A 22,574-nucleotide genomic window follows, 5' to 3' on the forward strand; every position below is an offset into this window, starting at 1 on the left:
CCCGGTCCATCCGCTCGAACCCGACACCGCCGGCGCCGGGACCGCGCCCCTGGCCTCCCCCGAAGCCACCGTCCCCACGACCCCCGGAACCGCTGGAGGAGATCCCGGAGCTGCTGCGCTGGGCATCGGCCTCGGCGAGCAGCTTGCGACTGTAAGTGCGCAGCGCCGCCTCGGCCTCGTCGATGTGGCGGTGGGCCAGACGCCACCGGCTGGCGAACTTCTCGAAGTCCGGCCCGTCCCACTCGACACGCAACTTCTCGAGCAGGACCGCTCCCCGCCCACCGACGTCAGCGAGCTTCTCGCCCTGACGGCGCAGCCCGACGGCGATGTCGTCGAGCTGCTCGACGTCCGCGCCGTGACTGATGTGCCTGACCATGTGCCGCCTTCCAGAGGTCCTGGTGTCAAGAGTAGAGAGCGGTGGCCGGGCCCCACGATGGGGAGGACTCCCCCTTCGGCGCCGCGGTTGAGACACTGGAGTCATGTTCGGTCGCCAGCTCCCGCCCATGCCCACCGCCGAGACCGCCCTGCCGGGCCGAGCGCAGCGGCCCTTCGACGTCCCGCAGCGCCACGAGGTGCTCGGGACCCCGCTCGAGGGACCGTGGCCCGACGGCACCGAGGTGCTGTACCTCGCGATGGGGTGCTTCTGGGGCGCCGAGCGGATCTTCTGGCAGCTGCCGGGGGTCGTCACGACAGCTGCCGGCTACATGGGGGGCTTCACGCCGAACCCGACCTACGAGGAGACCTGCAGCGGCCTCACCGGTCACACCGAGAGCGTACTGGTCGCCTACGACCCGCAGCAGACCCGTCCCGAGCTGCTGCTGAAGTCCTTCTGGGAGAACCACGACCCGACCACCCCGGACCGTCAGGGCAATGACGTGGGCACCCAGTACCGGTCAGCGATCTACTGGACGACCGAGGAGCAGCGCGGCGCGGTGGAGGCGACGGCCGCCTCGTTCGGCGAGGAGCTGTCCCGTCACCGACTGCCCGCGATCGTCACCGAGATGCGCCCGGCGGCTGACGTCGGCGAGTTCTGGTACGCCGAGGACTACCACCAGCAGTACCTCCACAAGAATCCGGGAGGCTACTGCAACCACGGGCCCAACGGCCTGACCTGCCAGGTCGGCATCCTGCGCCAGGACCAGGTGCCGGCACAGCAGGACATCGCGCCGCCGGAGTGATCCGGCGGCGCGGTCTCACGGCTGCTTGTTCTTGACCGCCTGGGCCTCGCCGATGCGCACCGTCGTCGAGCGCTGGACGTCCGTGGTGAGCTCGCCCGTCTGCCCCAGACCCGCCCAGTCGATGGTCCAGTAGGCCGTCACCGTCACGGTGTAGTCACCCATCGAGGTGTACTTGTGCCCGCAGTCCGGGGACTCGGTCAGCCCCTTGTCGACGGTGAACTCCGTGCCCTGCGTCGTGCAGGTGACCTTGGTGCCGTCGCCCATGTCCCAGACGAGCTTGTCGACCTCGCCGGTCGCCGTGACGGTGTGCCCGGCCGCGCTGGCCTTCTTGGTGATCGGGCCCCACGTGTGCTGGCCCGGGTCGTCGACCCACATCCACACCGGCAGGCCCACCAGACCCACCGAGCCGGGGGTGTCCTCGGGCGCGATGCCGATCCGGGGCGCGCGCAGGTCCATCGCCGCCATCGCCTGCCGGGCCAGGGTCTCCGGGTCCGGGAGCGCCTGGGGCCCGGGCGGGAACTCGAGCCAGAAGGTGCCCATCCGCGTGCCCTGGATCGCCGCGTTGTAGCAGTCGTAGAGCGCGCCGGTCGTGTTGCCCTCCCAGATGGGATGGGACTTCGGGTAGTCGTACATCGAGGGCGTGACGTAGCAGTTGTCGTCATTGCTCCACCAGCCACCCTTGCCGTCGGAGCACTCGACCTCCTTGCCCGCCCAGTCCAGGCACGGGTCAGGTTCACCACCGGACACCGGATCGGTGTCCCCGCCGTCCTGCGGCGGGTCCTGCGGGTCCTCGGGGACCTCGATCTCGATGAGGCAGGTCGACGTCGCCTCGTCCCACTTCTCGCAGCCGGCAGGGGGGTCACCGAGGGTGAAGCCCGCCAGGGGGAGGACGACGAGCACCGCCAGGACGAGGGCGGCGAATCGTGAGCGCAGCCTCAGCACGAGGGACCTCCGTCCTCGAGGGCACTGACGAACCACTCGTCCGCCTTCGCATCGTGGACGACGGTGTACGTGTGGAGCACCCGCTCCTGGCGGTCGTCAGCGACGACGGACTCGCCCGTTCCGTCGACGACGTCCAGGTCGGCGTAGTCGATGCAGGCCGACACCTTCGCCTCGTCCTTGCGCGAGGAGGTCTGCCGCACGTCGTCCAGGCCGGTGCTGCCCTTGGAGCGCCAGCCCTTGGACCGGTAGATGGTCAGGGTCTCCATCTTGTCCTTGCGCGCGTCGCCGCGGGCCACCTGCGACAGCTGGGTCAGGTCGCCCCGCGGGGACCGGGCGAGCTTGTCGCTCATCTCGACGAAGGCGACGACGGCCCCGGTCGCGGTGCTCTGGTCCGCGGTCGGCTCCGCGGCGGTGGGCTCCGCCGAGGTCGGGTCGGACGAGGAGGCGCTGGACGAGGTGCTCGTCGAGCTGGTGCCGTCGGTGTCGCCACCACCGCCTCCGCACCCCGCGAGGAGCAGGACGGCTGCCGCCCCGCCCACGAGCCCACGCACGCGTGTCATGTCATCTCCCCTGTCATCCCATCCCGAAGGTCGCGCCGCGAGGAGTGTAGTGGTCCGCGGGCACGCTCTCGACACCCCGTGGGCACAGCGCCCTTGTCACTGTCCCCGCGCGGACAGTACGAGGGTGTCGGAGCCCTCGACGAGCCAGGCCTGGGCGTCCCAGCCGTCGTGGTCGAGATCGGGCACGGCGGCCAGGCGCCCGTCCGGGACCTCGGCGGCGACGTCCGGAGTCAGGTCAGGTCGCTGGCCGGACGGGGGCTGCGCGTCGAGGCGCATCGTGCTGGCCACCTGCGGGTCGAGCTCGACCACCGCGTCGATCCAGTAGGACGTCGGTCCGGGCACCCGGTCGTCACCGAGCGTCCCCGACTCCCACTGCGCCGAGACCGGTTCGCCGAGGGCAGGGAACCGCTTCGTGAGCGGTTCCAGCTCGGTGCGCATCCCACGCTCGTCCACGTTCTTCACCGCTCCGCCCTCCCCCTCGGTCCCGGACCCACCCGGAAGCAGGGAGCACCCGGTCAGGAGCAGCCCGACCAGCACGACCAGCAGGATCCGCAGCCAGGACCCCACCCTCCCCCGGCCGAACCTCACAGGGCGGCCGCGAGTTCCGTGCCCTGGCGGATCGCGCGCTTGGCGTCCAGCTCGGCCGCGACGTCGGCGCCGCCGATGACGTGGACGGTCACTCCCTTCGCCTGCAGGGGCTCGACGAGGTCACGCACGGACTCCTGGCCGGTGCACACGACGACGTTGTCGACCGCGAGGGTACGCGGCGTGCCGTCGACGGTGAGGTGCAGCCCCTCGTCGTCGATCCGCTCATAGGCCGCGCCGGTGATCTGGTGGACGCCCTTCGCCTTGATCGCGGCCCGGTGCACCCAGCCGCTCGTCTTGCCCAGGCCGGCGCCGATCTTGGTCTCCTTGCGCTGGACGAGGTAGACGGTGCGCGGCGACGGCTCGGGGTGGGGCTCCTTGAGACCGCCGCGGGTGGCGGACGTCGGGTCGACACCCCACTCGTCCTGCCACTCCTTGAGGTCCAGGGTCGGGGACTCGATCGTCGTGAGCAGCTCGGTGACGTCGACACCGATCCCGCCGGCACCGATGACCGCGACCCGCTGACCGATCTCGCGGGTGCCGAGGACTGCCTCGGGATAGGTGACGACCATCGGGTGGTCGATGCCGTCGATCTCGGGCACGCGCGGGGTCACCCCGGTCGCGAGGACCACCTCGTCGAAGCCGGCGAGGTCGTCGACGCCGACGCGCGTCGACAGGTGCACCTCCACACCGCGCCGCTCGAGCTCACCGCGGTAGTAGCGGATCGTCTCGGCGAACTCCTCCTTGCCCGGGATGCGCATCGCGAGGGCGAACTGCCCACCGATGTCCTCCCCGGCCTCGTACAGCTCGACCGCGTGCCCCCGCTCGGCCGCGGAGACCGCCGCCGCCAGGCCGGCCGGGCCGGCGCCGACCACCGCGACCCGCTTGCGACGGGTCGTCGGGGACAGCACGAGCTCGGTCTCGTGGCCGGCGCGCGGGTTGACCAGGCACGAGGCGACCTTGCGCTTGAAGGTGTGGTCGAGGCAGGCCTGGTTGCACGCGATGCAGGTGTTGATCTCGTCGCTGCGTCCGGCGGCGGCCTTCGTCGCCCACTGCGGGTCGGCGAGCCACGGACGGGCCATCTGCACCAGGTCGGCCTGCCCGGCGGCGAGCGCCTGCTCGGCCTGGTCGGGCATGTTGATCCGGTTGCTCGTGACGACCGGGATCTGCACGTGCGGACGCAGCCGCTCGGCGACCTCGGTGAAGGCCATCCGCGGCACGGAGGTCACGATCGTCGGGACGCGCGCCTCGTGCCAGCCGATGCCGGTGGACAGGATCGTCGCGCCGGCGGCCTCGATCTCCGTGGCCAGCGCGAGGATCTCCTCCCACGTCTGGCCGTCCTCGACGAGGTCGAGGATCGACAGCCGGTAGACGACGATGAAGTCCTCGCCGACGGCGGCGCGCACCGCGCGCACGATCTCGGTGGCGATGCGGCGCCGGTTGGCCGGCGTGCCACCCCAGCCGTCGGTGCGGTGGTTGGTGCGGGGCGCGAGGAACTGGTTGATGAAGTAGCCCTCGGAGCCCATGATCTCCACGCCGTCGTAGCCGGCGGACCGGGCGAGCTCCGCGGACCGGGCGAACGCCCGGATCTGGCCGCGGACCCCCTTCTCACTCAGGCCACGGGCGGCGAAGGGGGTGATCGGCGACTTGGTGCTCGACGCCGACACCGAGAGTGGGTGGTAGGCGTAGCGCCCCGCGTGCAGGATCTGCAAGGCGATCTTGCCGCCCTCACGGTGGACCGCGTCGGTGACCTGCTGGTGGTGACGCGCCTCGCGGCGCGTCGTGAGCTTCGAGGCGAAGGGGTAGAAGCTGCCCACGACGTTGGGCGCGAAGCCGCCGGTGACGATGAGGCCGGCGCCGCCCTTCGCCCGCTCGGCGTAGAAGGCGGCGAGGCGCTCGAAGTTGCTCGACCGGTCCTCCAGACCCGTGTGCATCGAGCCCATGATCGTGCGATTGCGCAGGGTGGTGAAGCCCAGGTCCAGCGGCGCGAAGAGGTGGGGGTACTCGGTCATCGTGTCCTCGGTCGAGCAGGGGATGTCTCGCGCCCGACCGTACCGGCCGGGGACGACGTGCAGCGATCCTCGTTGGCAATGTCACGCGGGGATGACAAGGTTGTGCGACAACGGGGCCGACGCGAGGAGAACCATGGCAGAGCTGGGACGGATGTTGGGGCGGACGGCGCTGGGCGCTGCGGGCACGGCCGCGGCCGGTGCCACCCTCGCCGGGCTCGGCTACGGCCTCATCCAGGCCGAGGCCAAGCTGACCCGACGCATCGTCGGCAACCCCTTCGACGGGGCGCCCGACGACGACGGCGTCTACGGCGCCGCTCCCGGCGACCCGGTCCAGCTGCTCGTGCTCGGCGACTCCACCGCTGCCGGCATGGGCGCCGACACCCGCTACCAGACGATCGGCGCGATCCTCGCGACCGGCCTGGCCGCGATCATGGGGCGTCCGGTGGAGCTGACCAACGAGGCCGTCGTCGGTGCCGAGTCCTCCGACCTCAGCGCCCAGCTGTCCAAGGCCCTTGCCCGGGTCGACCAGCCCGACGTCGCCGTCATCCTCATCGGCGCCAACGACGTCACCCACCGCATCGACCGCTCCGTCTCCGTCAAGCACCTGCAGCGCACGGTGCGCTACCTGCGCACGCTCGACGTGCCCGTCGTCGTCGGCACCTGCCCCGACCTGGGGACCGTCGAGCCGGTCCCCTTCCCACTCAACAAGCTGCTGCGGCAGTGGAGCCGCGAGCTGGCCACCGCCCAGACCGTCGCCGCCGTCGAGGCCGGCGCCCGGACCGTGTCGATGGGCGACCTGCTCGGACCGGAGTTCGCTGCCAGCCCGGCGATCATGTTCAGCCAGGACCGGTTCCACCCGTCCGCCGCGGGGTACGCCCGGGTGGCCTCCGCCCTGCTGCCGTCGGTGGCGGCCGAGGTCGATGCCTGGCCGGACGGCGCCGAGCGCGACACCGAGCCCGAGGCCAGCCGTGGAGAGGGCATCGGCGCCCTCGACGACGCGGCCGAGCGCGCCGCCTCCTCCCCCGGCACGGAGGTCGGGCCGGCTGAGGTCAGTGGCCGCCGCGCCGGACCGCGTGGCCCGTGGGCGATGCTGCGGCGACGCGGCGAGCACCAGGTCACCGACGTCTGAGGCTGCATCGCCATCGGGCAATGCAGCCATTTCGTTACGCCTCGGCGCGGGTCAGGACCAGGTCAGCCGCAGGTCGGCGAGCCGCTGCGCCAGGTGAGGCGGGCTCCCTTCGCCCCGGCAGGCATCGAAGACGACGACCCGCAGTTGGTCCATCGCGACGGCCGGCCCGAGGTCGGGCAGGGGTTCCCCGGCGAGGTCGGCCATGAGGGCGTGCACCCCCGCGAGTGCGTCGGCCGCGCGGGCCAACGGCAGCTGGTGCCACCGTCGGACCGCGCGGCCGAGTTCGGTCGCGACGTCGTCCGGGATCAATCCGAGCGGAGCCGGGCCAGCAGGCGCAGCAGCTCGAGGTAGAGCCAGACGAGCGTGACGAGCAGACCGATCGCCAGGTGCCAGCCGTAGCTGACCGGCGCGTGGGTGCGGATCGCGGTGTCGATCGCGTCGAAGTCGAGGGCCAGGGTGACGGCCGCCAGACCGGTGCCGAAGACCGAGATGGCGATACCCAGCCAGCCGGTGCCACCGAAGCCGAAGGGCGAGCCGTCGAAGAAGAGCATGTACCCGAGGTTGATCAGCGAGAAGACGAAGTATCCGACGATCATCATGCTGACGATCGCGCGGAACTTCTGCGTCACCTTGATGACCCCCGTGCGGTAGAGCACGAGCATCGCGCCGAAGACGCACAGGGTCGCGAGGATCGCCTGGGTGACGATCGACTCGAAGACGCTCGAGCCGGTCGTGTCGTAGGTGGCGTGGTAGAAGCCGCTGATCGGGCCGACGAAGGCACCCTCGAGGGCGGCATAGAGGACCGCCATGACGACGCCGACGGGCTTGCGGCGGAACATCATGAACAGCGACATGCCGATGGTGCCGACGAGGCCGACCATCATCATCAGGCCGCCGATGGCGGGGGCCATGGACGAGAGGGTCCAGCCGATCGCCGCGACGGCGAGCATCACGGCGAAGAGGGCACCGGTGCGCATCAGGACGTCGTCGAGCGTGATGGCTCGGCCGCCACCGTCGCCACCGCCGAAGCCACCGACCGGACCGGGCTGGCCGAAGCCCGGCTGGGGCTGGCCGTAGCCGGGCTGCTGGTACCCGGGCTGCTGGCCGTAGCCGGCGGGCGCCTGACCGTACTGCTGCGGCGCGTATCCCTGCTGGCCGTACTGCTGCTGGCCGTACTGCTGCTGGCCGTACTGCTGCTGGCCGTACCCCTGCTGCGGGGCCTGGACGCCGGAGTCGCGGAAGCCGGCGTAACCACGCTGGGCATCCTGCTGGACCCGGTCGAGGATCGGGTTGCTCATGTGTGCTCCTGGTGAGGGGCGGGCGCGGCCTGGTCGCCGCTGACTGTCACCAGCCTAAGCGCTCGGGCCGCGCCCGGTGTTCCCCCCCTCCACAGGTCATCCGATGCCGTCGAGCGCCTGCTCCAGGTCGGCGAGGATGTCGGAGACGTCCTCGATGCCGACCGACAACCTCACGAGGTCGTCAGGCACCTCGAGCATCGACCCGGCGGTCGACGCGTGGGTCATCGCGCCGGGGTGCTCGATGAGCGACTCGATGCCACCGAGGGACTCGGCGAGGGTGAAGACCTCGGTCCGGGCGCACAGCTGCTGCGCCGCCTCGCGTCCTCCCGCCATGCGCACCGAGATCATCCCGCCGAAGCGCGACATCTGCCGTGCCGCGACCTCGTGCCCCGGGTGCTCGGCCAGCCCCGGGTAGAGCACCGAGGTGATCTCCGAGCGCTGGGTGAGCAGGTCGACGACGGCCTCGGCGTTGTCGCAGTGGCGGTCCATTCGCACGCCGAGTGTCTTGATCCCGCGCATCGTCAGGTAGGCGTCGAAGGGCCCGGGGACTCCCCCGGAGCCGTTCTGCAGGAAGGCGACCTCCGCGTCGATCTCCTCGTCGTCGGTGACGAGCAGGCCGCCGACGACGTCGCTGTGGCCACCGAGGTACTTCGTGCTGGAGTGCAGCACGACGTCGGCGCCGAGGGTGAGCGGCTGCTGCAGGTACGGGCTGGCGAAGGTGTTGTCGACGACGAGGCGCGCGCCGGCCCCCTTCGCCACCTCCGACACCGCGGCGATGTCACCGATGTTGAGCAGCGGGTTGGTCGGCGTCTCGAGCCAGACGAGCTTGGTCTCGGGGCGGATCGCGGCGCGGATCGCGTCGACGTCGCCGACGGGCGCCGGCGTGTGCTCGATCCCCCACTGGGAGAAGACCTTGTCGATCAGGCGGAAGGTCCCGCCGTAGGCGTCGTCGGGGATGACGAGGTGGTCGCCGGGACGAAGGGAGGCGCGCAGGATCGCGTCGGTCGCCGCCATGCCGGAGGCGAAGGCACGGCCGTACGTCCCGAACTCGATGGAGGCGGCGTTGGCCTCGAGCGCCTGGCGCGTCGGGTTGCCGGTGCGCGCGTACTCGAAGCCGCCCCGCATCCCGCCGACGCCGTCCTGGGCGAAGGTGGAGCTGGCGTAGATCGGCACGTTGACGGCACCGGTCAGCGGGTCCGGCTCGTAGCCGGCGTGGACGGCGCGGGTGGAGAAGCCCTGGCTCGCGCGGGCGTCGGCCGCGCTCTTGTGCTCACCCATGGTTCAGCCCTTCGCTCGGTGGGACAGGTGACCCAGCAGATCCTGCCGGGTGATGACGCCGAGGGGCTTACCACCCTCGACGACGAGCAGTGCGTCGGCGTGCTCGAGCGCCTCGGTCGCGGCGTGGACCGGCTCGGCAGCGCCGATCTGCGGCAGCTTGGCGCCCATGTGCGCGCTCACCGGGTCGGCGAGGGACGCGTGCCCCTCGAAGACGGCGGTCAGCAGGTCACGCTCGGTGACCGCCCCGGCGACCTCACCGATGACGACGGGCGGCTCGGCACCCACGACCGGCATCTGGGAGACGCCGTACTCGCGCAGGATGTCGATCGCCTCGCGGATGGTCTCGTTGGGGTGGGTGTGCACGAGGGCCGGTAGCTCGCCGCCCTTGCCCCGCAACACCTCTCCGACGCTGGACTCGCTCTCCTCGTCGCCCGGGAGGAACCCGTAGGACGCCATCCAGTCGTCGTCGAAGATCTTGCCCAGGTACCCGCGGCCACCGTCGGGCAGCAGGACGACGATCTTGGCGTCGGGCCCCTCCCGCTCGGCGACGCGCAGTGCGGCGACGACCGCCATGCCGCTGGACCCACCGACGAGCAGCCCCTCCTCGCGCGCGAGCCGACGCGTCATGGCAAAGGCCTGCGCGTCGTCGACGGCGATGACCTCGTCCGGCACGGACGGGTCGTACGCGCCCGGCCACATGTCCTCGCCGACACCCTCGACGAGGTACGGGCGGCCGGTGCCGCCGGAGTAGACCGAGCCCTCGGGGTCCGCGCCGATGATCTTGACCCGACCCTCGGACACCTCCTTGAGGTAGCGCCCGGTGCCGGTGATCGTGCCTCCGGTGCCGATGCCGGCGACGAGGTGGGTGATCTCCCCGCCCGTCTGCTCCCAGATCTCCGGGCCGGTGCTCTCGTAGTGGGCCTGGGGGCCGTTGAGGTTGAAGAACTGGTTGGGCTTCCACGCCCCGTCGATCTCCGCGGTGAGCCGGTCGCTGACGGAGTAGTAGCTGTCGGGGTGGTCGGGCGCGACCGAGGTCGGCACGATCTGCACCTCGGCGCCGTAGGCGCGCAGCACGTCGATCTTGTCCTTGCCGACCTTGTCGGGGCAGACGAAGATGCAGCGGTAGCCCCGCTCCTGGGCGACGAGCGCCAGCCCGACACCGGTGTTGCCGGAGGTGGGCTCGACGATCGTGCCGCCGGGGCGCAGCTCCCCGGAGGCCTCCGCCGCGTCGATGAGCTTGCGGGCGATGCGGTCCTTGATGCTCCCGCCGGGGTTCAAGTACTCGACCTTGGCGGCGACGAGGCCGGAGCCGGAGGGGGCGACGGAGGAGAGCCTGACCAGCGGGGTGTTGCCGATCAGGTCGGAGACGTTGTCTGCGATCTGCATGACCAGCATCGTGGCACGGATCACGTGGAGCCGGACACCGGCCCCGACCGACGAAGGGGGGCGCCCCCCCCCTTCGTCCCGGGTAAGGGTATCCTTTGTTAAGGCTGCAACCATTCGTGGCGATGCCGCGCCCCGCAACAGATCGGACCTGCAATGTCTGCCCCCGCCCGTCCCGCCCGGCCGCAGCGCGTCCTCACGGTCGCCTCGACCGAGCGCCTCGGCCCCCACCTCGTGCGCATCGTCCTCACCGGCGACTCGCTCGCCGACTTCGGTGCCGCGGAGTACACGGACGCCTACGTCAAGTTCCTCTTCGTCGACCCCGGGCTGGGGCTGGAGCCCCCCTTCGACCTCGCGGCGCTGCGCGAGAGCCTGCCCGGTGAGCAGCAGCCCGTGACCCGCACGTACACCGTCCGCGCGGTCGACCGGGAGGCGCGGCTGCTGACGGTCGACTTCGTGACGCACGGCGACGTGGGCCACGCCGGCCCGTGGGCCCAGCAGGCGAAGGTGGGCGACGTCGCCGTCGTCATGGGGCCGGGCGGCGGCTACGCGCCCGATCCGCAGGCCGGCTGGCACCTCTTCGCCGGTGACCTGTCGGCGGTGCCGGCGATCGCGGCCGCGCTCGAGGCGCTCCCCGCGTCGGCACGCGGTGTGGCCCTGGTAGAGGCCGAGCTGCAGGAGGACGTGCTCGACCTCGCCGCGCCGGAGGGCGTCGAGGTGCGCTGGCTGCTCAACCCGGACACGAGCGACGTCGACCACCTCGCCCGCGCGATCGATGCGCTCACCTGGCCGGACGACGTGTCGGAGGGTGCGGTGCAGGTCTTCGCCCACGGCGAGCGCGAGTCGATCAAGGCCGTGCGCGCGGTGCTCAAGCGGCGCGAGGTGCCCCGCGGCGCGATCTCGATCTCCGGATACTGGGCCCGGGGCCGCACCGAGGACGCCTTCCAGGCGGAGAAGCGCACGCCGATCGGCAAGATCGAGGACTGACCGCTCGGCGGCCTCGCCCGGCAGCGGGGAGCATGCGCTGACTGCGAGTACCCCCGGCGGGACTCGAACCCGCACCGGTCGCCATTTTAAGTGGCGCGTCTCTGCCAGTTGGACTACGGGGGCATGACGACCGTCAACCGGCCGTGGGCTCATCCTCCACGACCGGCGGCCGCACGATCGACATCGCGATGCCGTCGAGGATGTCCCGCTCCGAGACGGTGACGACGAGGTCCGGGCCGTTGGCTCCGCGGGCCCGCTCGAGGATCTCCCACCAGATGAGCGCGCCGGCGCCGATGACGTCGACCCGCCCCGGATGCATGAAGGGCTGCGCCGCCCGCTCCGCCCGCGTGCTGAGGATGAGCCGCTCGCAGGCGGTCATCATCTCCTCGATCGGGATGCGCGCCAGGTGGATCGCGGCACGGTCGTAGGACGTCAGCTCGAGGGCGAGCGCGGCAACGGTCGTCACCGAGCCGGCGAGCCCGACGACGGTCGCGACGCCACCGAGCCCGACGAGCGCCTCGGCCTCGTCGAGCGCCTCAGCGATGTCGTAGCGCGCGGCGTCGATGACTTCCTGGGTCGGCGGGTCGGTCCGGTGGTGGCGCTCGGTCAGCCGCACGCTGCCGATGTCGAAGGAGGTGCCGGCGACCACCTCGTGGGTGCCGCGCACGATCTCGGTCGACCCGCCACCGATGTCGGCGATGAGGTACGGCCCCTCGAAGCCGGCCTCGAGCAGCCCGCTCGTCGCGCCGGCGAAGCTCAGCGCCGCCTCCTCGGTGCCCGGGACGACCTCGGGTGAGACGTCGAGCTCGCCGAAGGCCTCGCGCACGCCGGCCACGAACTCGTCGGCATTGCTCGCGTCACGCGAGGCGGACGTCGCGACGAAGCGGACCCGGCCCGGCTCCACCCCGTGGTGGCGGCACTCCTCGGCGTACTCGCGGCACATGTCGAGCGTGCGGGCCAGCGCCTCGGGCGCCAGCCGACCGCTCGTGTCGACCCCCTGCCCCAGGCGGACCACCTCGCTGCGCCGGAGGACGTCGACGAGGACCTCGCTCTCGGCCGCCTCGTCGACGACGTGGTCGGCGATCAGCAGACGGATCGAGTTGGTCCCGCAGTCGATGGCCGCGACTCTCATCGCTCGCTCCCTTGGTCCGCGTCGACGCACGGACGATCACGCCACCACTCCGGCAGCAGGTCGAGGGCCTCGTCCCCGAGGGGGTTGACACCCGGTCCGGCCGCCAACGAGTGGGCGACGAGGACGTGCAGGCACTTGACCCGGGTCGGCATGCCGCCGGCGGAGATGCCCTCGATCTCCGGCACGTCGCCGAGCTCGGCGCGGCGGGCGAGGTAGTCCTCGTGGGCGGCCCGGTAGCGGGCCGCGAGGTCGTCGTCCTCGAGCAGCCGTTGCGACATCTGCGCCATGAGCCCGCTGGACTCCAGGGTCGAGATCGCCCCGGTCAACCGCGGGCAGGTCGCGTAGTACGACGTGGGGAAGGGGGTACCCCCCGGCAGTCGTGGGGCCGTGCGCAGCACCGTGGGCCCGCCGCACGGGCAGCGGTGCGCGACGTCGACGGTCGCGCGGGCCGGGCGCCCCAGCTGGCGGTGGACCGTCTCGAGGTCGGCAGGGTCGACGCGGTCGAGGTCGTTGCCCTGGTCGTCGGCCCTCACTGCGGCGAGTTGGGGTCGTCGGCGGCGGAGACGGACGAGGAGATCTGCTCGTACCAGGGCTGGGTCGACGGTGCCGTGACCGCGCCGGTCTCCGGGTCGACCCCCGGGGCATCGCCCTCGGGGTCGATGACGGTGTAGCTGCGCTCCCCCGGCTTGACGAACTTCAGCCGCTTGCGCGCCTGGGCCTCGACGTACTCGTCGGTCTCCCACAGCTCACGCTGCCGTCGCAGGTCCTCGACATTGGCCTCCTGCGCGGAGACCTGCTCCTGCAGCTCGGCGAGCCGCTGGCGCTGGTCGTACCAGGACTTGCCGGTCGGCAGGAGCATGACGGCCAGCAGCGCGGTGAGGGCGCCGATGACGACCCACCGTCGGGGTGTCATCGCCGGGGAGCGCCGCTGCGTCGGCGGGGTGGGCGCGACGGAGCGGGGCCGGTTGCGCGTGACCGCGCGGCCGGCGGGGCGGGTCGTGCGGGGTCGCCGCGCCGCGCCCTGCCCACCGGAGCGGGCGGGGCGGCGACGCGGCGTGTTGGCCATGGACCGGATCAGCCCTTGAAGCGCGGGAAGGCGCCCGCGCCGGCGTAGACCGCCGCGTCGTCGAGCTCCTCCTCGATGCGCAGGAGCTGGTTGTACTTGGCGACGCGCTCGGAGCGGGCCGGGGCGCCGGTCTTGATCTGGCCGCAGTTGGTCGCGACGGCCAGGTCGGCGATCGTCACGTCCTCGGTCTCGCCGGAGCGGTGGCTCATCATCGACGCGAAGCCGCTGCGGGTCGCCAGGGCGACCGCGTCCAGTGCCTCGGTGAGCGAACCGATCTGGTTGACCTTGACCAGCAGGGCGTTGCCCGCCTTGTCGGCGATGCCGCGGGCGAGTCGCTCGGGGTTGGTGACGAAGAGGTCGTCACCGACGAGCTGGACCCGGTCGCCGAGGCGCTCGGTCATCGTCTGCCAGCCGGCCCAGTCCTCCTCGTCGAGCGGGTCCTCGATCGAGACGAGCGGGTAGGAGTCGACGAGACCGGCGTAGTACTCGACGAGCTCGTCCGAGGAGATCTGCTTGCCCTCGAAGGTGTATGAGCCGTCCTCGTACAGCTCGCTGGCCGCGACGTCGAGGGCGAGGGCGATCTCGGTGCCGGGCTCGTAGCCGGCGTTCTTGATCGCGACGAGGATGAGGTCGAGCGCCTCACGGTTGCTCTCGAGGTTGGGCGCGAAGCCCCCTTCGTCCCCGAGGCCGGTCGACAGGCCCTTGTCCTTGAGGACCGCCTTGAGCGCGTGGTAGACCTCCGTGCCCCAGCGCAGCGCCTCACGGAAGGAGGGCGCACCGATGGGCGCGATCATGAACTCCTGGATGTCGACGTTGGAGTCGGCGTGGGAGCCACCGTTGAGGATGTTCATCATCGGCACGGGCAGGACGTGCGCGTTGGGGCCGCCGACGTAGCGGAAGAGCGGCAGCCCGGCCGACTCGGCCGCGGCCTTGGCCACGGCGAGGGAGACGCCGAGGATCGCGTTGGCGCCGATCGAGCCCTTGTTGTCGGTGCCGTCGATGGCGAGCATCTCGGAGTCGACGAGGCGCTGCTCGCTGGCGTCGAAGCCCACGAGGCGGGGGGTCAGGTCGTCCTCGACGGCGCGCACGGCGTCCTCGACACCCTTGCCCAGGTAGCGGCCGGAGTCGCCGTCACGACGCTCGACGGCCTCGAAGGCACCGGTCGACGCGCCGCTCGGCACGGCCGCGCGGGCGATCGTGCCGTCGTCGAGGGCGACCTCGACCTCGACCGTCGGGTTGCCGCGGGAGTCGAGGATCTCGCGCGCCCCAATTGCTTCGATGCTGGCCACTACCGGCTCCTAGATGGTGCTCGATGAACACGGGAAGAACGTGTCCGAGCGTAACCGCTCGCGGGGGGCGGGTCGCGGTCCGACCCACCCCGTGGGCGGTCTCACGCCGGCAGCCGAAGGGGGGACCGCTGCACCCCGTCGTCGAAGTTGCCCGGGTCGAGCCAGGCCTCGTGCGCCGCACGGATGCCCGGCCAGTCCTCGGCGGTCATGGCGAACCACGCGGTGTCGCGGGACCTCCCCTTCGTCACGCGGTGCCCACGGAAGGTGCCCTCGTAGGTGAACCCGAGCCGCTCGGCCGCGCGCCGCGAGGGCGCGTTGAGCGCATCGCACTTCCACTCGTAGCGGCGGTAACCGAGGTCGAAGACGTGCCGGGCGAGCAGCGTCATCGCCTCGGTCGCAGCGGTCGTGCGCTGCAGTCGCGGACCGAGCAGGACGTTGCCGATCTCGACGCACCCGTGCGCGGGCTCGATCCGCATGAGGGCCACGAGACCGCACGCCACGCCATCGGCGTCCCGGACGACGACCTCGACGCTGTCGTTCGCGAGTCGGCCCGCGATGTACTCGGCGAAGGGGGTCGCCCCGGTGATCGGCTCCTCCCACAGATAGGTCCACAGGGAGGGGTCGATGCCGCCGAGCTCGGCGAAGAGCTCGTCGGTGTGCTCCGGGGCGAGCGCCTCGAGGGTGCAGTGGGCTCCGGCGGTCGTCGTGAGGTCGGGCCGGGGCGGCGCGGTCCAGCCGTCCACCGCCCGACCGACCGGCTGGCCGTGCTCGTTGGTCCGCACACCCGCCTGCGCCTGCGGTGGCAGCACCACCCGGCCGATGGGTCCGGGGTTGTGCGCGATCTCCCAGCGGAAGCCGTCGGGGTCGGCGAAGTAGCCGGTGTAGCCGCCCCAGTCGCGCGCCTGCCCGAGCGAGACCTCCGGGGAGCCCGCGGCCTGCGCCAGCTCCAGGACGGCGTCGACCTCGGCCTCGCCGGCGACGTTGTGCGCCAACGTGATCGGGGTGATCCCGGGGCCGCGGCGGATCGGGCCGACCTCCCCTTCGAAGTGCGCCGCGTCCCACAGCGAGAGGACCAGGCGCTCCCCCACCCGGACCATGAGGACCTCGCCCGGCACGTCGAGGTCGGCGCGCCAACCCAGCCCGTCGAGGTAGAAGCGGCGGGTGGCGTCGAGGTCGGCGACGGCGAGGGTGACGAAGCTGATCCGCTGGTCCATGGCCACGAGCCTAGGGTCGGGCCGCCTTCTCCTGCACCTTGATCGCCTGCCACTGGGCCTCGATCTCCTCGAGGGTCTCGGCAGTCGCGTCGCCGAAGACGTGCGGGTTGCGCCGCACGAGCTTGTCGACGAGGGCGGCGGCCGCGTCGTCGACGGTGAAGGGAGCGCTCGGGTGGTCGGCCGCGACCCGGGCGTGGAAGAGCACCTGGAAGAGCAGGTCGCCGAGCTCGTCGACGAGCTCGGCCCGCAGGCGCACGTCGTCCGGGTCGGCGATGACGGCCTCGAGCGCCTCGGTCACCTCGTGCGCCTCCTCCAGGACGAAGGGGGCCAGGCTCGCGTGGTCCTGCGCGGCCACCCAGGCGCACCCGCCCGGCGAGCGCAGCCGGTCCATGACGGCCACCGCGTCGAGGAGACGCCCGCCCTCGACGTCCCAGGAGCCGACGAGCACCTCGACCTCGGGGGCGTCCTCGAGCCGGGATACCTCGGAGGCCACCGCGTCGCTCAGTCCGGGGTCGCCGTCGGGCGAGCCGACCCAGACGACGACCGCGTCACCGGCCAGTCCGACGAGCTCCCGGGCACGGTCCGGAGCGGACTCGGCCGCGCTCACCTCAAGGGCGATGCCGTCGTCGACGAGCGCGAGCGGCAAGGCCTCGGTGTCATCCGCGACGAGCACCCGGTCGGCGGACTCGAGGCAGCGCCACGCGTCCCGGCTGAGCAGCCCGGGCGCGAGGCGCGGGCTCGTCGCGAGCAGGACGAGCCGGCCGGAGGTCAGGGCGCCTCCATGGGCAGCTGCTCCTCGACCGGCTGCTCGAGCCACTCGGGGGTCTGGTTGCTCGCGGCCGCGTAGCGCGGGCTGATCGTCACCTGCTGCTCGTCGATGGCCGCGACGAGTTTTTCCTGAGCGGCCTGCTCGAGCTGGCTGCCCGCGGTGTTGGCCCGCAGGAAGTCGATCGTCTTGTCGGACGCCGAGGGCAGTACCTCCGCGAAGTCGCTGCGCACCGAGGCGGCGGAGGCCACGGGCAGGCCCTCCTGCTCGGCGAACTCCAGCACGGCGGGCGTCTGGACGAGCAGGGTCAGCACGTTGGCCGCCTCGAGCTGCTGCGGCTGCTGACCGGTGCTCGCGGCCTGCGCCTCCAGGTAGGTGCGCAGCTCACGCGTGGTGCGCTGCACGTCGCCGACGGTGATCGTCTGCCCGTCGACCGTCGCGGCGACCGCGTTGCTGCCATCACCGGAGCCCTGGTCGTCGGAGCTGCCACAGGCGCTGAGCGCGAGGGCTGCGGCTGCCGCGAGAGCGGCCGCACGGGCGGGACGGGCGAGGGTGGGTCGACCGTGCACGGGTGGTCCTTTCGTTCCTGACTCAGCGCGAGCGCGAGGTGTCTCGGGGCGCCGTCGCCCCGCTGTCCACGATGACATCATCGAGCATGACCTGCCGGACCAGGTCAGTGGCCCACGAGAGCACCGCCGTGTCGCGCAGCGGACTGCCCCCGATGCGCGCCGTCATAGGCTTCGGGACGAGCACCGTCTGGGTGCCCTCCTTGTAGCTCGACTTGGGGTAGAGCCGCGCCAGGCGCAGCTGCTGGCTCTCGCGCAGCTGCGTCGGGGCGAAGCGCACGTTGCTGCCCTGGGCGACGACGTCGGTGAGGCCGGCGGAGCGCACGACGATCCGCAGTCGGGCCACCTCGACGAGGTTGCGCACCGGCTCCGGCGGCTCGCCGTAGCGGTCGGTGAGCTCCTCCACGATCTCGGCCAGGTCGGCCTCGGTCTCGGCGGAGGCCAGCTTCTTGTACGCCTCGAGGCGCAGGCGCTCCCCCGGCACGTACTCGTGCGGCAGGTGCGCATCCACGGGCAGCTCGATCTTGACCTCGGCGGGGGCGCTCTCCCCTTCGCCCTTGAAGTCCGCGACCGCCTCGCCGACCATCCGCACGTAGAGGTCGAACCCGACGCCCGCGATGTGGCCGGACTGCTCACCACCGAGCAGGTTGCCGGCGCCGCGGATCTCGAGGTCCTTCATCGCGACCTGCATGCCGGCGCCGAGGTCGGTGTTGCTCGCGATCGTCTGCAGCCGGTCGGTCGCCATCTCGGTCAGGGGCTTGTCCGGCGGGTAGAGGAAGTAGGCGTAGGCCCGCTCGCGACCACGGCCGACCCGGCCGCGCAGCTGGTGCAGCTGGCTGAGGCCGAAGCGGTCGGCCCGGTCGAGGATCAGCGTGTTGGCGTTGGAGATGTCGAGTCCGGTCTCGACGATCGTCGTGCAGACGAGGACGTCGAACCGGCGCTCCCAGAAGTCGAGGACGACCTGCTCGAGCCGGTGCTCGCCCATCTTGCCGTGGGCGGTCTCGACCCGAGCCTCGGGCACGAGCTCGCGGATGCGGGCCGCGGCGCGCTCGATCGTGCTGACGTTGTTGTGGACGTAGAAGACCTGTCCCTCGCGCATGAGCTCGCGGTGGATCGCGGCGGCCACCTGCTTTTCCTCGTAGCCCCCGACGAAGGTCAGGACCGGGTGGCGCTCCTCCGGCGGCGTGGCGAGCGTCGACATCTCCCGGATGCCGGTGACCGCCATCTCGAGGGTCCGCGGGATCGGGGTCGCCGACATCGCGAGCACGTCGACGTTGGTGCGCAGGGCCTTCAGTTGCTCCTTGTGCTCGACGCCGAAGCGCTGCTCCTCGTCGATGATCACCAGGCCGAGGTCCTTGAACTTCACCTCGTTGCCGAGCAGGCGGTGGGTGCCGATGACCAGGTCGACCGACCCGGCGGCCATACCCTCGAGCACGTCCTTGGCCTGCTTGTCGGTCTGGAACCGGCTGAGCGCCTTGACCGTCACGGGGAAGCCGGCGTACCGCTCGGAAAAGGTGTTGAGGTGCTGCTGCACGAGCAGCGTCGTCGGGACGAGCACCGCGACCTGCTTGCCGTCCTGGATCGCCTTGAAGGCGGCGCGCACCGCGATCTCGGTCTTGCCGTAGCCGACGTCGCCACAGATGAGCCGGTCCATCGGGACCGTCTTCTCCATGTCCGCCTTGACCTCGTCGATCGTGCCGAGCTGGTCGGGGGTCTCGACGTGGGCGAAGGCGTCCTCGAGCTCGCGCTGCCACGGGGTGTCGGGCCCGAAGGCGTGCCCGGGCGTGGCCATGCGCGCGCTGTAGAGGCGGATGAGCTCGCCGGCGATCTGCCGCACGTGCCGCTTGGCCCGCGACTTGGTCTTCTGCCAGTCGCTGCCGCCCATCTTGTTCAGCGCCGGGGCGTCGCCGCCGACGTATCGCGTGACCTGGTCGAGCTGGTCGGTCGGGACGAACAGCCGGTCGCCGGGGTGCCCGCGACGCGACGGCGCGTACTCGATGACGAGGTACTCGCGGGTCGCGCCCTGGACGGTGCGCTGGATCATCTCGACGAAGGAGCCGACGCCGTGCTGCTCGTGCACGACATGGTCGCCGGGTCGCAGCTGCAGGGGGTCGACCTGCTTGCGTCGGCGCGACGGCATCCGTCGCATGTCGCGGGTCGTGGCACCCGCGCCGCTCGTGCCGAGCAGGTCGGCCTCGGTGAGCACGGCGAGCCGCTGCTCCTCGGCGACGAAACCGGTGCCCAGGCTCGCACGCACGAGCGTCACGACGCCGTCGCCGAGCTCGACCGGCTCGTCGGGGGCCGTGGTGCGGGTCGCGACCTCGGCCTCGCCGAGGACCTCAGCGACGCGGGTGACGAGCCCGGCGCCGTCGGTGGCGACGAGCACCCGCCAGCCCGCGGCCGTCCACTCGGCCAGCTGGGCGACCGCGGCCTCGGTGTTACCGCGGAAGCGCGGCGGCTCCTGCGCCGGCACGCGCAGCCCGACGTGGTCGTGGTAGACCCGGTCGTCCATGTCTCCACGCCGGCCGAGGTGCGAGGTACGAGCCTCGAGGGCGATCGCCTCGAGCTCCTCGTCGACGGCGAAGGGGGTGACCGTCCACCACGGCAGGTCGAGGTCGAGCGCGTGCTCGCGCGCCTGCGCGAGCGTCCAGTGGGAGGCCGTGCCGAGCACGCCCTCGAGGTCGATCGGCACGGCATTGCCCGCCGCGGCGTTGGCCCAGCTGGCCTGGAGGAACTCCTCGCTCGTCGAGACGAGGTCGTGCGCGCGGGCGCGCACCCGCTCCGGGTCGAGCAGGACGACGCCCGCCCCCTTCGGCAGCACGTCGAGGATCGACTCCATGCCGTCGACGAGGGCCGGGCCGAGCGACTCCATACCCTCCACGGCGATGCCCTCAGCGACCTTGAGCAGCATGTCGGCGACGCCCGGCAGCTCCTGGGCGAGCGTCGCCGCCCGCTCGCGGACGGCGTCGGTGAGCAGGATCTCCCGGCAGGGCGGAGCCCACAGCTCCTCGGCGGTGTCGAGGCTGCGCTGGTCGGCGACCTTGAACCATCGGATCTCGTCGACGGTGTCACCGAAGAACTCGACGCGCACCGGGTGCTCCTCGGTGGGCGGGAAGACGTCGAGGATGCCGCCGCGGACGGCGAACTCTCCCCGGCGCTCGACGAGGTCGGTGCGCACGTAGGCCGCGGCGGCCAGCGCGGCGGTCACGTCCGCGAGCGGCTGCTCGTCACCGACGCGCAGCTTGACCGGCTCGAGGTCGGCCAGTCCCTTGGCGATCGGCTGGAGGACGGCCCGCACGGACGCGACGACGAAGCCGGGGCGGCCGTGCCCCTCCCCCGTCGGGTCGGGGTGCCGCAGGCGGCGCAGCACCGCGAGCCGTCGGCCGACGGTGTCGCTGCGGGGGCTCAGGCGCTCGTGCGGCAGCGTCTCCCAGCTGGGGAAGGTGGCCACCAGCTCGGGACCGACCAGCTCGCCGAGGGCGGTGGCGACGTCGTCGGCCTCACGCGCGGTCGACGTGATGACGAGGCGTGGCGCCTCGGCAGGGGTCGCGCCACCGGCGAGCGCGACGGTCGGCGCCCGCAGCCCGGTCGGCGCGACGACGTCGACGACGTCGCTCGCGTCACGGTGTCGGGGGATGTCCGCGAGTCCGGGCAGGCCGGCGATCGCGCTCAGGAGCGGGGCGAGTGAGGAAGTCATTCTTCCCCCGATTCTGCCGCATCCCGGGGACAGCCCTGCCGTCGACGGCCCGGGTGTGGCAACGTACGACCCACCCGGTCATGGCGGGCGGGGACGGACACACGGAGCAGGGGGCCACGTGGCAGGGACCAGACGGACGCACCGCGCGGCGAGCGCGCTCGCCGCGCTCGCGGCGACCTTCGCCATCCTCTGGGCTGGCCCGGTCCCCGCCACGGCCCTGCCGGCGGATCCCCCCTTCAGCGTCTCCGACGACATCACCGACCGGGCCGGCGTCCTCGACGACCCGTCCGCCCTGCAGTCCGACCTCGACGCCCTCCAGAGCGAAGGGGGGTTGCAGCTCTTCGTCGTCTACGTCGACTCCTTCGACGGGCAGTCCGGGGCGGAGTGGGTCGAGCAGACCTACGACGAGTCCGGCATGGGCGGCAACGACGTGCTCCTGGCCGTCGCCGTGCAGGACCGCGCCTACGGCATGTGGACGACGGGTGACTCGGGTCTGCGCGAGGCCGATCTGCAGCGCGTGCAGTCGCGCGACGTCGAGCCGGCCCTGTCGGACGACGACTGGGACGGCGCGGTCTCCGCGGCAGCGACCGGCCTGCAGCGTCAGCTGGACGACCCCGCCGAGGACTCGGGTGGCTCCTCCGGGCCCATGGGCGACGGCTTCAACCCCTTCGGCTCGTTCTTCTCCCCCTTCTTCCTCTTCGCCCTCCTCGTCTTCGGTCTGCCGATCATCGGCAAGATCCTGCGGCACTTCCTCGGCAAGCGCGACAAGGTCACGGTGCCGCCGCCGATCGACCAGCAGGCCCCGGTCATGTCGACCAAGAGCACCGACCAGCTGCGGCAGGAGGTCGCGAGCGCGCTCGTCGCCCTCGACAACGCGATCCGCTCCTCCGGGCAGGAGCTGTCCTTCGCCCAGGCGCAGTTCGGTGAGCAGGCGACCCGGCAGTTCACCGCGGCGCTGGAGTCGGCGCGTGGGCGCTCCGCCGAGGCCTTCCGCATCCAGCAGGAGCTCGACGTCGCGCGCGGGGCAGGTCGTCTCGTCGAGGCCGAGGAGCGCGCCCGGCTGGCGCAGATCCTCGACCTCACCGCGGCGGCCGACGCCGAGCTGGATGCGCAGGAGGAGGAGTTCGCGCGGCTGCGCGACCTGGAGGCCAATGTCCCGCAGTTCCTCGCCTCGCTGCGCACCCGCATCCAGGAGGTGGAGGAGCGCCTGCCCGTCGCCCGGCAGGAGCTCGCCGGGCTGACCGCCACCCACCCGCGGCAGTCGCTGACGAGCCTCCACGACAACATCGAGCAGGCCCCGCGTCTGCTCGAGTCGGCCAAGGGCTTCGTCACCACGGGCGAGCAGCACGTCGACGCCGGCGAGCGTCCCTCGGCGGTGGCGGCTGCCCGGGCCGCCGAGGACGCCCTCGGCCAGGCCGACGGACGCATCGAGATGATCATGTCGGCCCGCGCGGTCCTCGACGACGCCGTCGCCTCGCTCGACACGGCGCTC

General features: G+C 72.1%; 20 protein-coding genes, 1 tRNA gene and 1 pseudogene. 4 read left to right on the top strand and 18 right to left on the bottom strand.

Annotated elements, in window-relative coordinates:
- Nucleotides 1-376 (bottom strand): annotated as a pseudogene (locus JAN01S_RS13055) (hypothetical protein); the annotation flags it as partial.
- 103 nt (nucleotides 377-479) lie between these two features.
- Here JAN01S_RS13055 and msrA point away from each other — a divergent pair.
- Complete coding sequence (msrA, locus tag JAN01S_RS13060) at nucleotides 480-1,178, top strand: peptide-methionine (S)-S-oxide reductase MsrA (protein ID WP_068318995.1); 699 nt, start codon at nucleotides 480-482, stop codon at nucleotides 1,176-1,178.
- Nucleotides 1,179-1,193: 15 nt separating this feature from the next.
- Here the strand turns inward: msrA and JAN01S_RS13065 are convergent, their stop codons facing one another.
- From JAN01S_RS13065 to JAN01S_RS13080, 4 genes are all read right to left on the bottom strand, one after another.
- On the bottom strand, nucleotides 1,194-2,120 hold the full coding sequence (locus tag JAN01S_RS13065; protein WP_068318997.1) for a PKD domain-containing protein: 927 nt from the start codon (nucleotides 2,118-2,120) through the stop codon (nucleotides 1,194-1,196).
- Nucleotides 2,114-2,680 (bottom strand): hypothetical protein, encoded by a 567-nt coding sequence (locus JAN01S_RS13070; RefSeq protein ID WP_068318999.1) that lies wholly within the window; start codon nucleotides 2,678-2,680, stop codon nucleotides 2,114-2,116. Before JAN01S_RS13070 ends, JAN01S_RS13065 begins: the two co-directional genes overlap by 7 nt.
- 96 nt (nucleotides 2,681-2,776) lie before the next feature.
- Nucleotides 2,777-3,133 carry a hypothetical protein gene (locus tag JAN01S_RS13075; RefSeq protein ID WP_157075744.1) on the bottom strand — a complete coding sequence of 119 codons (357 nt, stop codon included), beginning with the start codon at nucleotides 3,131-3,133 and terminating at the stop codon, nucleotides 2,777-2,779.
- Nucleotides 3,134-3,264: 131 nt separating this feature from the next.
- Entirely contained in the window at nucleotides 3,265-5,277 is a 2,013-nt protein-coding gene (locus tag JAN01S_RS13080) for an NADPH-dependent 2,4-dienoyl-CoA reductase (RefSeq protein ID WP_068319003.1), read from the bottom strand.
- Between the two features lie 133 nt (nucleotides 5,278-5,410).
- Between JAN01S_RS13080 and JAN01S_RS13085 the strand changes: the two genes are divergently transcribed.
- Nucleotides 5,411-6,406 (top strand): SGNH/GDSL hydrolase family protein, encoded by a 996-nt coding sequence (locus JAN01S_RS13085; RefSeq protein ID WP_068319006.1) that lies wholly within the window; start codon nucleotides 5,411-5,413, stop codon nucleotides 6,404-6,406.
- 51 nt (nucleotides 6,407-6,457) lie between these two features.
- Here the strand turns inward: JAN01S_RS13085 and JAN01S_RS13090 are convergent, their stop codons facing one another.
- From JAN01S_RS13090 to JAN01S_RS13105, 4 genes are all read right to left on the bottom strand, one after another.
- A complete protein-coding gene (locus JAN01S_RS13090; RefSeq protein ID WP_068319008.1) occupies nucleotides 6,458-6,715 on the bottom strand; it encodes a hypothetical protein in 258 nt (85 codons plus the stop codon).
- Complete coding sequence (locus tag JAN01S_RS13095; protein ID WP_068319011.1) at nucleotides 6,712-7,704, bottom strand: Bax inhibitor-1/YccA family protein; 993 nt, start codon at nucleotides 7,702-7,704, stop codon at nucleotides 6,712-6,714. Before JAN01S_RS13095 ends, JAN01S_RS13090 begins: the two co-directional genes overlap by 4 nt.
- Before the next feature lie 96 nt (nucleotides 7,705-7,800).
- Complete coding sequence (locus JAN01S_RS13100) at nucleotides 7,801-8,982, bottom strand: cystathionine gamma-synthase (protein ID WP_068319013.1); 1,182 nt, start codon at nucleotides 8,980-8,982, stop codon at nucleotides 7,801-7,803.
- A 3-nt stretch (nucleotides 8,983-8,985) separates the two neighbouring features.
- Complete coding sequence (locus JAN01S_RS13105; RefSeq protein ID WP_068319029.1) at nucleotides 8,986-10,368, bottom strand: cystathionine beta-synthase; 1,383 nt, start codon at nucleotides 10,366-10,368, stop codon at nucleotides 8,986-8,988.
- A 153-nt stretch (nucleotides 10,369-10,521) separates the two neighbouring features.
- On the opposite strand from JAN01S_RS13105, the gene JAN01S_RS13110 reads away from it, so the two are divergent.
- Nucleotides 10,522-11,352: a siderophore-interacting protein gene (locus tag JAN01S_RS13110; RefSeq protein ID WP_068319015.1), complete on the top strand. Its 831-nt coding sequence runs from the start codon at nucleotides 10,522-10,524 to the stop codon at nucleotides 11,350-11,352.
- Nucleotides 11,353-11,400: 48 nt separating this feature from the next.
- Here the strand turns inward: JAN01S_RS13110 and JAN01S_RS13115 are convergent.
- The 9 genes from JAN01S_RS13115 to mfd all read right to left on the bottom strand — a co-directional run bounded on the left by JAN01S_RS13115 (nucleotide 11,401) and on the right by mfd (nucleotide 21,082).
- Nucleotides 11,401-11,475, bottom strand: a tRNA-Leu gene (locus tag JAN01S_RS13115).
- A gap of 10 nt (nucleotides 11,476-11,485) precedes the next feature.
- Entirely contained in the window at nucleotides 11,486-12,484 is a 999-nt protein-coding gene (locus JAN01S_RS13120) for a Ppx/GppA phosphatase family protein (RefSeq protein WP_068319018.1), read from the bottom strand.
- Nucleotides 12,481-13,017 carry a DUF501 domain-containing protein gene (locus JAN01S_RS13125; RefSeq protein WP_068319019.1) on the bottom strand — a complete coding sequence of 179 codons (537 nt, stop codon included), beginning with the start codon at nucleotides 13,015-13,017 and terminating at the stop codon, nucleotides 12,481-12,483. Before JAN01S_RS13125 ends, JAN01S_RS13120 begins: the two co-directional genes overlap by 4 nt.
- The gene (locus tag JAN01S_RS13130) at nucleotides 13,014-13,550 is read right to left on the bottom strand and encodes an FtsB family cell division protein (protein ID WP_068319021.1); all 537 of its coding nucleotides are present in this window, start codon (nucleotides 13,548-13,550) and stop codon (nucleotides 13,014-13,016) included. The genes JAN01S_RS13125 and JAN01S_RS13130 overlap by 4 nt, the downstream gene beginning before the upstream one ends.
- Before the next feature lie 8 nt (nucleotides 13,551-13,558).
- On the bottom strand, nucleotides 13,559-14,839 hold the full coding sequence (gene eno / locus JAN01S_RS13135) for a phosphopyruvate hydratase (RefSeq protein WP_068319023.1): 1,281 nt from the start codon (nucleotides 14,837-14,839) through the stop codon (nucleotides 13,559-13,561).
- Between the two features lie 101 nt (nucleotides 14,840-14,940).
- Complete coding sequence (locus tag JAN01S_RS17725) at nucleotides 14,941-16,053, bottom strand: GNAT family N-acetyltransferase (protein ID WP_306305668.1); 1,113 nt, start codon at nucleotides 16,051-16,053, stop codon at nucleotides 14,941-14,943.
- 10 nt (nucleotides 16,054-16,063) lie between these two features.
- Nucleotides 16,064-16,870 (bottom strand): MazG nucleotide pyrophosphohydrolase domain-containing protein, encoded by an 807-nt coding sequence (locus JAN01S_RS17605; RefSeq protein ID WP_244884845.1) that lies wholly within the window; start codon nucleotides 16,868-16,870, stop codon nucleotides 16,064-16,066.
- Entirely contained in the window at nucleotides 16,822-17,388 is a 567-nt protein-coding gene (locus JAN01S_RS13155; RefSeq protein WP_068319025.1) for a SurA N-terminal domain-containing protein, read from the bottom strand. Before JAN01S_RS13155 ends, JAN01S_RS17605 begins: the two co-directional genes overlap by 49 nt.
- Before the next feature lie 22 nt (nucleotides 17,389-17,410).
- A complete protein-coding gene (gene mfd, locus JAN01S_RS13160) occupies nucleotides 17,411-21,082 on the bottom strand; it encodes a transcription-repair coupling factor (protein ID WP_068319027.1) in 3,672 nt (1,223 codons plus the stop codon).
- Nucleotides 21,083-21,200: 118 nt separating this feature from the next.
- Between mfd and JAN01S_RS13165 the strand changes: the two genes are divergently transcribed.
- A partial coding sequence (locus JAN01S_RS13165) for a TPM domain-containing protein (RefSeq protein WP_174522298.1) occupies nucleotides 21,201-22,574 on the top strand: 1,374 nt, incomplete at its 3' end.

This window comes from Janibacter anophelis NBRC 107843, from assembly GCF_001570945.1.
GTDB lineage: Bacteria > Actinomycetota > Actinomycetes > Actinomycetales > Dermatophilaceae > Janibacter > Janibacter anophelis.

Coding starts and splice junctions, on each gene's coding strand:
- msrA (WP_068318995.1), top strand. CDS start 480: ATGTTCGGTCGCCAGCTCCCGCCCATGCCCACCGCCGAGACCGCCCTG.
- JAN01S_RS13070 (WP_068318999.1), bottom strand. CDS start 2,680: ATGACACGCGTGCGTGGGCTCGTGGGCGGGGCGGCAGCCGTCCTGCTC.
- JAN01S_RS13080 (WP_068319003.1), bottom strand. CDS start 5,277: ATGACCGAGTACCCCCACCTCTTCGCGCCGCTGGACCTGGGCTTCACC.
- JAN01S_RS13085 (WP_068319006.1), top strand. CDS start 5,411: ATGGCAGAGCTGGGACGGATGTTGGGGCGGACGGCGCTGGGCGCTGCG.
- JAN01S_RS13095 (WP_068319011.1), bottom strand. CDS start 7,704: ATGAGCAACCCGATCCTCGACCGGGTCCAGCAGGATGCCCAGCGTGGT.
- JAN01S_RS13100 (WP_068319013.1), bottom strand. CDS start 8,982: ATGGGTGAGCACAAGAGCGCGGCCGACGCCCGCGCGAGCCAGGGCTTC.
- JAN01S_RS13105 (WP_068319029.1), bottom strand. CDS start 10,368: ATGCAGATCGCAGACAACGTCTCCGACCTGATCGGCAACACCCCGCTG.
- JAN01S_RS13110 (WP_068319015.1), top strand. CDS start 10,522: ATGTCTGCCCCCGCCCGTCCCGCCCGGCCGCAGCGCGTCCTCACGGTC.
- JAN01S_RS13120 (WP_068319018.1), bottom strand. CDS start 12,484: ATGAGAGTCGCGGCCATCGACTGCGGGACCAACTCGATCCGTCTGCTG.
- JAN01S_RS13130 (WP_068319021.1), bottom strand. CDS start 13,550: ATGGCCAACACGCCGCGTCGCCGCCCCGCCCGCTCCGGTGGGCAGGGC.
- JAN01S_RS17725 (WP_306305668.1), bottom strand. CDS start 16,053: ATGGACCAGCGGATCAGCTTCGTCACCCTCGCCGTCGCCGACCTCGAC.
- mfd (WP_068319027.1), bottom strand. CDS start 21,082: ATGACTTCCTCACTCGCCCCGCTCCTGAGCGCGATCGCCGGCCTGCCC.